Raw genomic sequence first — 12,032 nt, forward strand, 5'->3', positions numbered from 1 at the left:
CGCGACAGTCGGCTGCCGGCTTCATGCGGCACCCACCAGGAGCGCCGTATTGGCGCCGCCGAACGCCGAGTTGAGGCTGAGCGCATAGCGCGCGGCGCTCGGCCGGGGCCGGTCGAGCACCAGGTCGAGTCGGCACTGCGGGTCGGCCTCGCGGTAGCCGGCCTGCACCGGCAGCCGGCCCGAGCGCAGCGCACCGACGGTGACCACCAGCTCCAGCAGCGCCGAACCCTCCAGCGCGTGGCCGTGCGCGCCCTTGGTCGAGCTCACCGGCAGCTCGGCGACGCGCTCGCCGAACACCCGGTGCAGGGCGGCGGCTTCGGCGCTGTCGCCGAGCGCGGTGCCGTTGGCGTTGGCGTTCACATAGCCGACCTGCTCGGCGCCGACCGCGGCCCGGCGCAGCGCGGAGCCGATCGCGCGGACCAGCCCGTCGCCGTCCGGGCGCGGCCGGATCACATGGTGGGCGTCCCCGGCCCGGCCCCAGCCCGCGAGCACCGCCAGGGCCGGCACGCCGCGGGCCGCGGCGGCCTGCTCGGCCTCCAGGACCACCGCCGCGACGCCGTCACCGAGCAGCACACCGCGCCGGTCCCGACTGAACGGGCGCACCTCGCCGTCGCGGGCCAGCGCCCGGCCGGCGTCGAACAGCGCGTACTGCACCGGCTCCACCAGATACCCGGCGGCCACCACGACGCGCTCCAGGCGCCCGGCCGCAATCAGCGCGGCGGCGTCGGCAACGGCCGTGCTGCCCGCGACGCAGGCCGTGGTGTAGAGCCGGGTGGCGGCGGGCAGCCCGCAGCTCGCCGCCACGGCCCGCGAGAGCGGCCCCTGCGGGGTGGGCTCGTCGCTGTGCACAGCCAGCAGCAGCGGGCAGCCCGCCCGTGCGCCGCCGTCCAACTCGGCCTGTGCGCAAGCCCGTCGGACCGATCCGGTGAGTTCATCCAGCAGCGACCCGGCGTCCGGGAGCAGGGCGGCGCGGTGCACCCGTCGGCCCTGTGTGGCGAACCGCCGTACCTCGTCGAAGGCCGCCTCGCCGTCGGTGATCCGACGGCTCGCCGGCTCCGCGCCACGGCCGTGCGCGCTGAGCGCGTCGAGGCCGGTCACCACCACGACCCGGGCGGGCGGCCGCGGCGAGCTCGGGTCATGCATGGCGGGCCCCGCCGGCGAGCGCCTCGCGCAGCACCTCGGTGGCGCCGGTCACGGTACCCATCCGGTCGAGATCGTCGTCGCTCAGCTCGAGCGTGACGGCGTAGCGCTGCTCCACCTCGGTGATCAGCCAGGTGAGTTCGAGGGAGCCGACGACCTCGTCCACCTGTCGGGGTTCCCGGTTGCCGAAGGTCGCCAGCATCGCGAGCACCTCCTGGCGGCCGGGCGACGATGTGGGGCCCATCTCAGCTCTGGCCTCTGGACACGGCGAGCCGCCCGGCCAGGGTGGTGGCGAACTCGCCGAGGTTGAGCGTCGCCAGCGTCTCGATGTCCTCGTCGCTGAACTTGATGCCGTAGACGTCCTCCAACTGGACCGTCAACTCGGCCAGGGCGAGCGACTCCAGGTCGAGGCCTGCGGGTCCGAGGTCGGTCTCGTCGGTGACGTCGTCGACGTCGTAGTTCATCTCCCGCAGGGACTGGACGATGAACGTGCTGATCTCCTCTTTCACGGCTGCTCCTTCGTCGTAGCGTCGTAGGTGGGTGAACGGCCGTGCGATGCCCGGGTCACCGACCGGTGGGAGTGTCCGGGCAGGTGGGGCGGGTGGAGCAGGTTCAGTCGGCCGGGTGCTCGGCCGCGGCGCGGCGCAGGGCGGCCGGGTCGCGCAGTGTCTTGCCGGTGGTGGTGCGGGGCAGCCGGGGCAGCACATACAGCCGCCGGGGCCGTTTGTAGGAGGCCAACTCCCTGACCAGGCAGGCCTGTACGGCGTCGACGGTGGTGCCGTCCAGCGCCAGGTAGGCGCTGATGCCGTCGTCGTGGACGATCACCGCCTCGGCCACCCCGGGCAGCGCGGCCACCGTGCGTTCGACCTCGGTCAGGTCGACCTTGAGACCGCCGATCGACACCTGGGAGTCCAGCCTGCCGAGCAGGGTCACCAGGCCGGTGGCCGGGTCGATGACGGCGGCGTCCCTGGTGTGCAGCCAGCCGTCCGCCCAGCGGGCGGGATCGGTCACCCCAAGGTACGGCGAGGCGGCCGCCGAGACCAGCAACTCGCCGTCCTGGATTCGCAGTTCCATTCCGTGTGCGGGATCGACGGCAGGGAAGTGGGAGCCACTCAGATCGGTGGCGATCATGCCGAGCTCGGTCATCCCGAACATGCTGCCGAGCGGGACGCCGTAGCGGGCGGTGAAGGCCTCCGGGAGGCCCGGCCGGGTCAGTTCACCCGCGACGATCATCCTGCTCAGCTGCGGGACCCGTCGCAAGTCGCCCTGGGCGGCCAGCAGTTCGGCATGGAAGGGGACGCCTAGCAGGGTGGCCGGCTGCTCGTCGGCCGCCACCGCGTCCAGGATGCCGACGCCGGTCAGCCGCTCCGGGAAGTCCAGTCGGGCGCCGGAGTGCAGGCTCTGCAGCAACCCGCCGACCAGGCCGAGCACATGCACGACGGAGGCCAGCAGCACCGTCCGCCCGCCACGGCCCGGATAGTCCACCAGCCGGTCGTAGCGCTCCAGTTCGCGCACCAGGTCGCCCTGGGTGCGGGCGATCACCTTGCTGGGGCCGGTCGAGCCGGAGCTCAACTGGATCAGGCAGTGCTCGCCGGCCGCCGGGCGGCCGCCCGGTCGCGGTGCGGCGACCGCGGTGACCTCGCTGTAGCCGCGCAGTGCCGCGCCGCCGACCCGGTCCGCCACCACCACGACCTGCGGGGCGAGCCGGTCCAGCGCACGATCCACCTCGGCCTGCGCCAACCGGTGGTCCAGCAGGCTGACTTGGGCACCGAGGCGCCAGGCAGCGAGCAGGACGGCGATATAGGCGAGCGAGGGCGGCAGGCACAGCGTCACCGTGCCGCCGCGCCGAAGTCCCGCTTGGGACAAGAGTTTCTGCTGCTCGTCGACGAGATCGAGCAGGGTTGCGCGGTGCACCGTCCGGCCCAGCCGCAGACAGGATTCGTCGGCCGGACCGGCAAGCAGGTAGTGGTCGACCCAGTCCTCGTGCGGCGGGGTTCCCGGTGGATGGGGGGTGGCAGTGCCTAACATCGCGTCTCCCGGATAGGGGGCGATCAGCAGGTGCGAAGCCGGTTATGGCCATCTCGCGCCGTGAGATTCCCACACCCGCAAGGGCGGGTCAAGGCTGTTCGTGATGACGATGCGAGCTCTCGTCGAGCGCGGGCACAGGGCCTCGACGAGTGGTCCACGAGGCTGGTGCGCCGTGATCTGCGAGCTGTTTCCGGGGTGTGGCCCGTGGGTATCGATGCACCGGATGGGAGGGTTGGGGCTGGTGGTGGCGGAGAGTCAGTTCATAAACTGATGTGGATGATGACTGCTTTCGGCCATTATTTCAGCTACCGGCCATCGGCCACGAAAGCGGCGAACCTGCGGACCCCGTCGGCGATCTGATCAAGCCGCAGGTAGCTGCAGGAGAGCCGAAGCTGATGTTCACCTCCGCCCCCCGGATAGAACGCGTCCATCGGCGTCCAGAGCACTCCGTAGTCGCGCGCCGAGCGCTCCAGCGCCTCGTTGTCGGCGCGGAACGCCACATCGACGGTGAGGAAGAAGCCGCCGTCCGGGCGGTTCCAGCTCAGCCCCAGCGCGGCCCGGCGTTCGGGCGGGAAGTGCGCCTCCAGCTCCCGCAGCAGCGCGTCGAGGTTGCGGCGGTAGAAGGCGATGGCCGCGCCGTTGGTCTCGCGCAGCCGGAAGCCGCTCTCGATCAGCAGGCCGCCGATCACGGCCTGGCTGAGTGCCGGGGTGTTCACGGTCGTCATACTCTTGATCTTGGAGAGCTGCTCGGCCAACAGACTGCGCCGCCCGTCGGCGTCGGCCACCTCCTGGTCGGCCAGCAGATACCCGACCCGGGCGCCGGGGAAGGCGGTCTTGGCGAACGAACCGAGATGGATCACCCGGCGTTCGGTGTCCAGCGACTTCAGCGTCGGCCGTGGAGCGCCCTCACGGACGAAGAAACCGTACGGGTTGTCCTCCAGGATCAGCAGATCGTGCTCGGCCGCCACCTCCAGCAGCCGGTGCCGGGCCGCCACGCCGAGGCTCACCCCGGACGGGTTGCCGAAGTCGGGCACCAGATACAGCGCCCGCGGCCGCAGGCCGGCCGCCCGCAACCGCACCGCGGCGGCCGCCACCGCCGCCGGATCCAGGCCGGCCGCGCCCTCCCGGACCGGCTCCACCGGGATGTCCAGCAGCCTGGCGGCGCCGGTGGCCCCCACGTAACAGGGCGAGTTGACCAGCAGGACGTCCCGCGGACCGGCGAACAGCGCACGCAGCGCCAGCAGCATGCCCTCCTGGCAGCCGACTGTCACCACCACCGCCTCGGGAGCGATCCGGATGCCCTCGTCGTTCTCCAGAGTCCGGGCAATCAGCTGGTGGATCTGGCCATTGGTGCGTCCGTACTGGAAGAGTGCGGTCTTGATCTGCTCCGGTGACTGCCCCAACTCCTCGCGCAGGTAGTCGGTGTAGACCTTGAGGTGGCGCTCGATCCCGGCCGTCTCGAAGAGCCCTTCGTACGGGCGGCCGGGCGCGAAGGAGACCGCACGGGGGAAGCGCTGGGTCACCTCGTTGAGGAAGTTCATCGCGTCGAGCAGCGGATCGCTGAGCGAGCCGTGCAGTGAAGCGAGGTCGAGCGGTGCGCAGACGCGGTCCCTGGTCGGCACGGTCGTCCTTTCCACAGAGTCAGAACAGAGTCAGAGAGGCAAAGCCATGGAACCGCTGACCGTAGCCGAGTACGAAGCCCCTGCGCAGGCCCGACTGCCCACCGATGTCTGGGACTTCCTGGCCGGCGGGAGCGGCTCCGAGTCGCTGCTGCGCACCGCGCGCGAGGCGCTCGACCGGGTCCGGCTGCGGCCCTCCGTCCTGGTCGACGTCACCCGGTGCGACCCGGCGACCACGGTCCTGGGCAGTGCGCTGGCGCTGCCGCTGGGCGTCGCGCCGATGGCCTACCACCGGCTCTGCCACCCGCAGGGCGAGCTGGCGACCGCGCGGGCGGCCGGCGAGCAGGGCGCGCTCTTCATCGCGGCGATGTTCGCCAGCCACACCCTGGAGGAGATCGCCGAGGCGGGAAGCGGCCCACGCTGGCTTCAGCTCTACTGGCTGCGCCGGCGCGAACCGCTGCTCGACCTGGTCAGGCGGGCCGAACTCGCCGGCTACGGCGCCCTGGTACTCACCGTGGATGCTCCCAGGGTGGCCCGCCGACTGCGCGATCAGCGCAACAGCTTCACGCTGCCCGAGCACATCCGGGCGGTGAACCTGGACCCGGCGCTGATGGCCGCCACCCATGGCCACCGGCCCGGCGACTCCGCCGTCGCCCGGCACTCCCGTGAGCAGTTCGACGCCTCGATCACCTGGTCCGACCTGGCCTGGCTGCGCGAGCAGACCTCGCTGCCCCTGGTGCTCAAGGGCGTCCTGACCGCCGAGGACGCCCGGCGGGCGGTGGCGCACGGCATGGCGGGCATCGTGGTCTCCAATCACGGCGGGCGCCAACTGGACCACGCCGTACCGGGTGTGGAGGTGCTGGCGGAGATCGTCGACGCCGTCGCCGGGCAGTGCGCCGTCCTGGTGGACGGGGGCATCCGCACCGGGATCGACCTGCTGAAGGTGCTCGCGCTGGGCGCGGACGCGGCGCTGCTCGGCCGACCGGTGCTCTGGGGGCTGACCTGCGGCGGACAGGCGGGCGCGGCCGCGGTGCTCGGCCTGCTGCGCGAGGAGCTGACGGAGGCGATGGAGCTCTGCGGCCGGCCGACCATCGACGCGCTGGATCGCACCCTGCTGGCCGAAAGCCGATCCCCCAAAGCCGAGTTCGGTGTTTGAGCCTCATCCGCACCAGGGAACACACCCTCCATGCCGATCGCGTTGACACCCGGCGAAGCCGCCGATCCGTACTGCCTGCGCGAGGGAGAGGCCGCGACCCTGCTCGCCGGGCACCCCTGGCGACGCTTCGTCGTCGTCGGGGACAGCATCGCCGAGGGGCTGGGCGAGCCCAGCCCCGGCTACCCGGACGACCCCTGGGTCTTCCGGGTGGCCGCCGAACTCGCCGCCGTGAAGGGCGGGTTCAGCTTCCACAACCTCGGCCGGCGCAGCACCCGCGCCGAACAGGTGCGGACCGAGCAGCTGACGGCCGCGCTCGAGCTGCGACCGGATCTCGCGCTGGTCGCCTGCGGCGGCTTCAACCTGCTCTCCCGCTCCTACGACCCCGAGGCCATCGAGGCGGACCTGCGCGCGATCGTCGAGGCGCTGCAGGCCGGCGGGGCGCAGGTGATCACCGTCAGCATGTTCGACGGCTCCTACTCCCCCGCCGTCCCCGAGGAGTTGCGCGCCGGCCTGCGCACCCGGCTGTACGACCTCACCGACCGCACCGAGCGGATCGCCGCCCAACTGGGCACCGTGCAGGTCAGCTTGACCGACCACCCGGCCTCGCGGGACGCCGACCTGTACAGCGCGGACGGGCGGCACGGCACCCGCCGCTCGCACGCCATCGCCGCCGCCGAGACGGTGCGCGCGCTCGGCGCGCGGGTCCGCGCAGCAGGCGGCTCGACCGCCGAGGCCGGCCGGTGACGCCCGAGCCGGCTCCGGTGGAGCCGACGCCCGTCGAGCAGCCCGGGCTCACCGAACGGGCCACCCTGTTCGCGGTGTTGACCGGCGGCTGGATCGCCCAGGCCTGCTACGCGATCGCCAAGCTCGGCGTACCCGACCTGCTCGCCGACGGCCCGCGGACCGCGGACGACCTCGCCGCCGCCTGCGGCGCCGACCCGCGCGCCCTGAACCGCACGCTGCGCGCGCTGAGCGCGAGCGACCTGCTGCGCGAGACCGCGCCGCGCACCTACGCGCTCACCGCCACCACCCGGCTGCTCTGTTCGGACTACCGGCGCTCCAGCCGGCCCACCGCCCTGATGTTCGGCGAGGAGGTGCACGGCGCCTTCGGCGAGATCATGCACACGCTGCGCACCGGTCGGCCCGCCTTCGAGCAGCTGCACGACATCCCCTTCTACGACTACCTCGGCGAGCACCCGCAGGCCGCCGAGACCTTCCACACGGCAATGGGCGCGGCCGCCGTCCCCGCCGCGCTCGCCACATGCGACCTGGGGCGGCTGGGCACCCTGGTCGACATCGGCGGCGGCGAGGGCGGGCTGCTCGCCAAGGTGCTGGCCCGCCACCGCGAGGCGCGCGGCGTGCTGGTCGAACTGCCCGAGACGCTCGGCCTGGCCCGCGCCCGGCTGACCGAGGCCGGCTGCGCGGACCGGGTCGACTTCGTCGCGGGCAGCTTCTTCGACCCGGACACCGTGCCGAGGGGCGCCGACGTCTACACGCTCTCGCGCGTGCTGCACAACTGGGACGACGTGGGCGCCGCCACCATCCTGCGCCGGGTCCGCGAGGCCATGCCGCCCGAGGGCAGACTGCTGGTCTTCGAGTACCTGGAGGACGTCCAGCCGGCACCCACGACCCGCCCGGCCCGCCCGTACAGCGCGCAGGCCAAGCTGATCGACCTGCTGATGCTGGTCATGGTCGACGGTCACGACCGGACCTTGGAGCAGTACCGGTCCCTGCTGGCGGACGCGGGCTTCGCGATCAGCTCCGTCCACCCCGCGCCGGTCCACGCCTCCCGCACCGAGAGCGTGATCGAGGCGGTGCCCCTCGATTAGCTGCTGCCCGGCTCGGCCCTCCTCCGTGCCCCATCTCAGTGACGATCTCCGCCGTCGCCCGGCCATGGGGCAGGGCGGCGGATGGCGGGGGATCCTGGGGAGGGACAGCTGAGGAGGCCTGCCATGGACGGCGAGTACTGCTACGCACTGACGTTCCCCGCCACGCCCGGTGACCGGACGCCGCCCGACGTCGTCATCATGCGGCCGACCAGCGCCAAGGGCCCCGGCGGGCACCCCGTCTACGCGGACGGGACGGGGATCATCCGGGCCGAGATCAACGAGCACGGCGACGTCCGGATGCTCGCCAGCGGGGGCCAGCAGTCCCCGAACGCGCCCGTACGGGCCCGGCGGCTGTCCTGGCCGGAACTCACCGATATGACTGAGGCGGAGGGGAGTTGAGTGTGCGTCAGCTCAGCACGCCGAGCAGGCGCGCCACCTCCGCGGCGACGGCGGAGCGGGCGGGGCCGAGGTACTTGCGGGGGTCCGCGACGTCGGCGTGGGTGTCGAGGTAGTCGCGCACGGCCCGGGTGAACGCCTTGTTCAGGTGGGTGGACACATTGACCTTGGTCATCCCGGCGTTGACGGCCCGGGTCAGGTCGGCGTCGCTGACCCCGGAGGAGCCGTGCAGCACCAGCGGGGTGCCCACGGCCTCGCGCAAGCGGGTGATCAGCGCGAAGTCCAGGACGGCGTCCCGGGTGAGCATCGCGTGCGAGCTGCCCACCGCCACCGCGAGCGCGTCGACGCCGGTGGCCGCGACAAAGGCACGCGCCTCGTCCGGGTCGGTGCGCACACCGGGGGCGTGCGCACCGTCCTTGCCGCCGACCTCGCCGAGCTCGGCCTCGACGTAGACGCCGCGGGCGTGGCAGTAGTCGGTGACCTCCCGGGTGGCGGCGACGTTCTGCTCGTACGGCAGGGTGGCCGCGTCGAACATCACCGAGGTGAAGCCGAGCGCGACCGCCTGGTGGACGAGCTCGACCGATTCGGCATGGTCCAGGTGGACGGCCACCGGGACTGCGGCCGCCCGGGCGATGGCCAGCGCGGCGCGGCCGATCGGCTCCAGCGAGCCGTGGTAGCGGGCGGTGTTCTCGCTGAGCTGCAGGATCACCGGGCGCCCGGCGGCCTCGGCACCGGCCACGATGGCCTGGGCGTGCTCGATCTGCACCACGTTGAACGCCCCGACGCCCACCACCCGCGTGGCGGCGTCCTGGACGATCTCATCGGTCGGGGTGAGCGGCATGGACTTCCTCCACGGGGACGGCGGTACGGAATCGGTGATAGGTGTCGGCGTCGAAGTCACCGGCCACCGGGCAGGGCACGGCCGCGGCGGACAGGGCGACCGCCTCGCGCAGGATGTCCGGCCACGGCGCGCCGGCGGCGAGCCCGGCGGCCAGCGCGGCAACGCAGGCGTCGCCCGCGCCGGTCGGATTGCCGCTGAGCTGCTCGGGCGGCGTGGCGCGCCAGCTGCCGTGCGAGGTGATCGCGTGCAGTCCGTCGGGGCCGCAGGAGGCGACGACGGCGCGGGCCCCGGCTGCGCGCAGCTGGGCGGCCGCCGCTGCGACGAAATTGCTGCCGGTGGCTGCGGAGTTGCTGCCGGCGGCTATGCCGGTGCCGGTGGCGGCGGCCAGTTCGGCGGCGTTGGGCTTGACCACGTCCGGTCCGGCGCCGAGCGCGGCGGTCAGGGCCGGACCGCTGGTGTCCAGCACCGTGGCGGCTCCGGCGGCTGCGGCCAGCGCGACGAGCTGCGCGTACGCGTCGCTCGCCAGGCCCGGTGGCAGGCTGCCGGACAGGACGACGACCGAGGCCTCGCGTACCAGCGTGGCGTAGTGCGCGGTGAAGGCCGCCCACTCCCCCGGCTGGACGGGCGGACCGCTCTGGTTGAACACCGTGGCATCACCGTCGAGGCGTGAGACGACAGTGACGGTGCGTCGGGAGTCGCCCGCGATGGGCACCAGTTCGTCCGCCAGGCCGACCGCGCGCAGCTCGCCGCGCAGCTGCGCGCCCGTCGGGCCGCCGGCCAGCCCGGTGACCACGGCCGGCTGGCCGAGGGCCGCGAGCACCCGGGCGACGTTGATGCCCTTGCCGCCGGCGCGCTCGTGCAGCGCCTCGACGCGGTGCGAGCTGTGGGGTATCAGGGCGTCGACGAAGTAGGTGACGTCCAGCGCGGCATTGAGGGTGACCGTGAGGATCATCGGAACGCCACCTCGCCGGCCCCGGACGGCCCGACCTCAGCCGCCTCCGCCTGCCACGCGTACAGTCCCGCGCCCAGACAGCCGGCCTCGTCCCCCAGCGCGGCGCGCACCACGCGCGGACGCCGCTGGAAGGTCAGCCGCCGGGCCAGGCTCGCGCGCACCGGCGCCAGCAGCAACTCATCCGCCTCGGCGAGGCCGCCGCCGAGCACGATCAGCTCGGGGGCGAGCAGCGTGGTGGCGGTGGCGAGGGCCGCCGCCAGGGCCTCGGTCGCGCGCTCCCAGACGGCGCGGGCGTCGGCGTCGCCCTGCGCCAGCAGCGCCGCCACCTGGTCGGCGCCTTCGACGGCGCGCCCCGTGCGGGCGGTGTAGGCGGCGGCGACGGCCGTCGCGGAGGCCACGCTCTCCAGGCAGCCGCGCCCGCCGCAGCCGCACGGCGGGCCGTCCGGCTCGACCAGCAGGTGGCCCAACTCGCCTGCCCAGCCGCCGGCCCGGATCGGCCGGCCGTCGGCGATGACGGCGGCCGCGATGCCCGTTCCGATCGCCACGAAGAGCACGTCGCGCGCCCCGCGCGCGGCCCCGAGCTCGGCCTCGGCCCAGCCGCCGGCCCGTACGTCGTGGCCCAGGGTGACCGGCAGCCCGGTGCGCTCCTGAAGCAGGTCGGCGAGCTGGAGGTCGCGCCAGCCAAGGTTGGCGGAGTAGACCGCGCGGGCCGGCTCCTCGTCGACGATACCGGGGACCACGCACCCTGCGCGCTGGACCGTCAGCCCCAACTGCACTGCCTGCTCGGCGAGTTCGCGGACGGCGGCGGCGATCTCGGCGACCACCGCGGCGGGCCCGGCGCCGCGCGGGGTGGGGCGGCGCGCCGTCAGCAGCGGCCGCAGCGCGCGGTCGAGCAGCGCGCCCTTCATCCCGGTGCCGCCGACGTCCAACGCGATCACGCACTCGTCGTGGGAGTCCTCACGCATAACGCGGGCAGCGCCCATCCCATCGTGCGAGCCTTCACGCACGATGGTTGGCATCCCCGTCCCGTCATGCGAGCCCTCACGCACGACGCGAGCCATCCCCACCCCATCACGAGAGCCCTCACGCACGACGTGCATCCAGCACCACCGAGCGAGTGAGGTTGCGCGGACGGTCCGGGTCGTAGCCGCGCGCCTCGGCCACCGCGACCGCCAGGCGCTGGGCCCTCACCAGGTCGGCCAGCGGATCCAGGCCCTCGGCCGCATCATGAGAATCGGCTATCAGGATGCCGCCGACCCGCGCGATGTCGTCGGCCAGCCCGACCGGCAGCGCGCCGAACATCCAGGCCACCCGCCCCGGTCCGGTGATGCTGATCGGCCCGTGCCGGTACTCCATAGCCGGGTACGCCTCGGTCCATGCGCCGGCCGCCTCGCGCATCTTCAGCCCGGCCTCCAGCGCCAGTCCGTACGTCCACCCGCTGCCGAGGAACGTGAACTGCTCGGCCTCGCGGACCGCCTCCGCCAGCGGCAGGGCGACGGCCCGTTCGGCGTCCTCCGCCGCTCGGGCGATCGAGCGCACACCCACCGGCAGCGCGCCCTCCGCCTCCAGATGCGCCCGCAGCAGGGCGAGCACACTGGTGGCGAAGCGGGTCTGCACCACCGACTCCTCATCCGCGAAGTCCAGCACCGCGACCTCGTCGGCGGCCGTCATGATCGGGGTCGCCGGGTCGGCGGTGATCGCGGCGGTGGACACCCCCGCGGCACGCGCCAGGCCCAGCAGCTCCAGCACCTCGGTCGTGGTGCCGGAGCGGGAGATGGCGAGGATCCGGTCGTAGTCGCGCGGCCCGGGGAACTCCGAGGCGGCGAAGGCGTCGGTGCGCCCGTGGCCGCCGCTCTCGCGCAGCGCCGCGTAGGCCTGCGCCATGAACCAGGAGGTGCCGCAGCCGACGACCGCGACCCGCTCGCCGCGACCCGGCAGGGCGGCGGTGTGCTCGGCGAGCGAGGCGGCCGCCTGGCGCCAGCAGTCGGGCTGGGAGGCGATCTCAACGGACGTACGGGAGGGTGTGCGGGAGGGTCGGGAGGGTGTGGTGGTGGACACGCGGATACTCCTT

Annotated in this window: 13 protein-coding genes; 4 read left to right on the forward strand and 9 right to left on the reverse strand. The window is 73.5% G+C overall.

Features of this window, described 5'->3' with window-relative positions; all coding sequences use genetic code 11:
- Positions 1-21: 21 nt before the first annotated feature.
- The 5 genes from P3T34_RS08080 to P3T34_RS08100 all read right to left on the reverse strand — a co-directional run bounded on the left by P3T34_RS08080 (position 22) and on the right by P3T34_RS08100 (position 4,790).
- A complete protein-coding gene (locus tag P3T34_RS08080) occupies positions 22-1,143 on the reverse strand; it encodes a beta-ketoacyl synthase N-terminal-like domain-containing protein (RefSeq protein ID WP_280665312.1) in 1,122 nt (373 codons plus the stop codon).
- Positions 1,136-1,384: an acyl carrier protein gene (locus P3T34_RS08085; protein WP_280665313.1), complete on the reverse strand. Its 249-nt coding sequence runs from the start codon at positions 1,382-1,384 to the stop codon at positions 1,136-1,138. Before P3T34_RS08085 ends, P3T34_RS08080 begins: the two co-directional genes overlap by 8 nt.
- Before the next feature lies 1 nt (position 1,385).
- Positions 1,386-1,649, reverse strand: coding sequence for an acyl carrier protein (locus tag P3T34_RS08090; protein ID WP_280665314.1), 264 nt, complete (start codon positions 1,647-1,649; stop codon positions 1,386-1,388).
- A 103-nt stretch (positions 1,650-1,752) separates the two neighbouring features.
- Positions 1,753-3,168, reverse strand: coding sequence for a class I adenylate-forming enzyme family protein (locus P3T34_RS08095; RefSeq protein ID WP_280665315.1), 1,416 nt, complete (start codon positions 3,166-3,168; stop codon positions 1,753-1,755).
- 305 nt (positions 3,169-3,473) lie between these two features.
- Positions 3,474-4,790, reverse strand: coding sequence for a PLP-dependent aminotransferase family protein (locus P3T34_RS08100; RefSeq protein WP_280665316.1), 1,317 nt, complete (start codon positions 4,788-4,790; stop codon positions 3,474-3,476).
- 46 nt (positions 4,791-4,836) lie between these two features.
- On the opposite strand from P3T34_RS08100, the gene P3T34_RS08105 reads away from it, so the two are divergent.
- The 4 genes from P3T34_RS08105 (at position 4,837) to P3T34_RS08120 (ending at position 8,171) form a co-directional block, all read left to right on the forward strand.
- Complete coding sequence (locus P3T34_RS08105) at positions 4,837-5,943, forward strand: alpha-hydroxy acid oxidase (RefSeq protein WP_280665317.1); 1,107 nt, start codon at positions 4,837-4,839, stop codon at positions 5,941-5,943.
- 30 nt (positions 5,944-5,973) lie between these two features.
- The gene (locus P3T34_RS08110; protein WP_280665318.1) at positions 5,974-6,687 is read left to right on the forward strand and encodes an SGNH/GDSL hydrolase family protein; all 714 of its coding nucleotides are present in this window, start codon (positions 5,974-5,976) and stop codon (positions 6,685-6,687) included.
- Entirely contained in the window at positions 6,684-7,772 is a 1,089-nt protein-coding gene (locus P3T34_RS08115; RefSeq protein ID WP_280665319.1) for a methyltransferase, read from the forward strand. The genes P3T34_RS08110 and P3T34_RS08115 overlap by 4 nt, the downstream gene beginning before the upstream one ends.
- Positions 7,773-7,895: 123 nt before the next feature.
- Entirely contained in the window at positions 7,896-8,171 is a 276-nt protein-coding gene (locus P3T34_RS08120; protein ID WP_280665320.1) for a DUF6296 family protein, read from the forward strand.
- Between the two features lie 7 nt (positions 8,172-8,178).
- Here P3T34_RS08120 and P3T34_RS08125 read toward each other — a convergent pair whose 3' ends face one another.
- From P3T34_RS08125 to P3T34_RS08140, 4 genes are all read right to left on the reverse strand, one after another.
- Positions 8,179-9,009 carry a class II fructose-bisphosphate aldolase gene (locus P3T34_RS08125; protein WP_280665321.1) on the reverse strand — a complete coding sequence of 277 codons (831 nt, stop codon included), beginning with the start codon at positions 9,007-9,009 and terminating at the stop codon, positions 8,179-8,181.
- Entirely contained in the window at positions 8,987-9,961 is a 975-nt protein-coding gene (locus tag P3T34_RS08130) for a hexose kinase (protein WP_280665322.1), read from the reverse strand. The genes P3T34_RS08125 and P3T34_RS08130 overlap by 23 nt, the downstream gene beginning before the upstream one ends.
- Complete coding sequence (locus P3T34_RS08135; RefSeq protein ID WP_280665323.1) at positions 9,958-10,926, reverse strand: ROK family protein; 969 nt, start codon at positions 10,924-10,926, stop codon at positions 9,958-9,960. The genes P3T34_RS08130 and P3T34_RS08135 overlap by 4 nt, the downstream gene beginning before the upstream one ends.
- 118 nt (positions 10,927-11,044) lie before the next feature.
- Positions 11,045-12,019, reverse strand: a complete 975-nt coding sequence (locus P3T34_RS08140) for an SIS domain-containing protein (protein ID WP_280665324.1) — start codon at positions 12,017-12,019, stop codon at positions 11,045-11,047.
- Positions 12,020-12,032 lie beyond the last annotated feature (13 nt).

Origin of the sequence: Kitasatospora sp. MAP12-44 (assembly GCF_029892095.1) — a bacterium.
Taxonomy (GTDB): domain Bacteria; phylum Actinomycetota; class Actinomycetes; order Streptomycetales; family Streptomycetaceae; genus Kitasatospora.

What these genes read in the sequence shown, in the direction of transcription:
- P3T34_RS08080 (WP_280665312.1), bottom strand. Translation starts at nt 1,143, where the DNA reads ATGCATGACCCGAGCTCGCCGCGGCCGCCCGCCCGGGTCGTGGTGGTG.
- P3T34_RS08085 (WP_280665313.1), bottom strand. Translation starts at nt 1,384, where the DNA reads ATGGGCCCCACATCGTCGCCCGGCCGCCAGGAGGTGCTCGCGATGCTG.
- P3T34_RS08095 (WP_280665315.1), bottom strand. Translation starts at nt 3,168, where the DNA reads ATGTTAGGCACTGCCACCCCCCATCCACCGGGAACCCCGCCGCACGAG.
- P3T34_RS08105 (WP_280665317.1), top strand. Translation starts at nt 4,837, where the DNA reads ATGGAACCGCTGACCGTAGCCGAGTACGAAGCCCCTGCGCAGGCCCGA.
- P3T34_RS08110 (WP_280665318.1), top strand. Translation starts at nt 5,974, where the DNA reads ATGCCGATCGCGTTGACACCCGGCGAAGCCGCCGATCCGTACTGCCTG.
- P3T34_RS08120 (WP_280665320.1), top strand. Translation starts at nt 7,896, where the DNA reads ATGGACGGCGAGTACTGCTACGCACTGACGTTCCCCGCCACGCCCGGT.
- P3T34_RS08125 (WP_280665321.1), bottom strand. Translation starts at nt 9,009, where the DNA reads ATGCCGCTCACCCCGACCGATGAGATCGTCCAGGACGCCGCCACGCGG.
- P3T34_RS08130 (WP_280665322.1), bottom strand. Translation starts at nt 9,961, where the DNA reads ATGATCCTCACGGTCACCCTCAATGCCGCGCTGGACGTCACCTACTTC.
- P3T34_RS08135 (WP_280665323.1), bottom strand. Translation starts at nt 10,926, where the DNA reads ATGCGTGAGGACTCCCACGACGAGTGCGTGATCGCGTTGGACGTCGGC.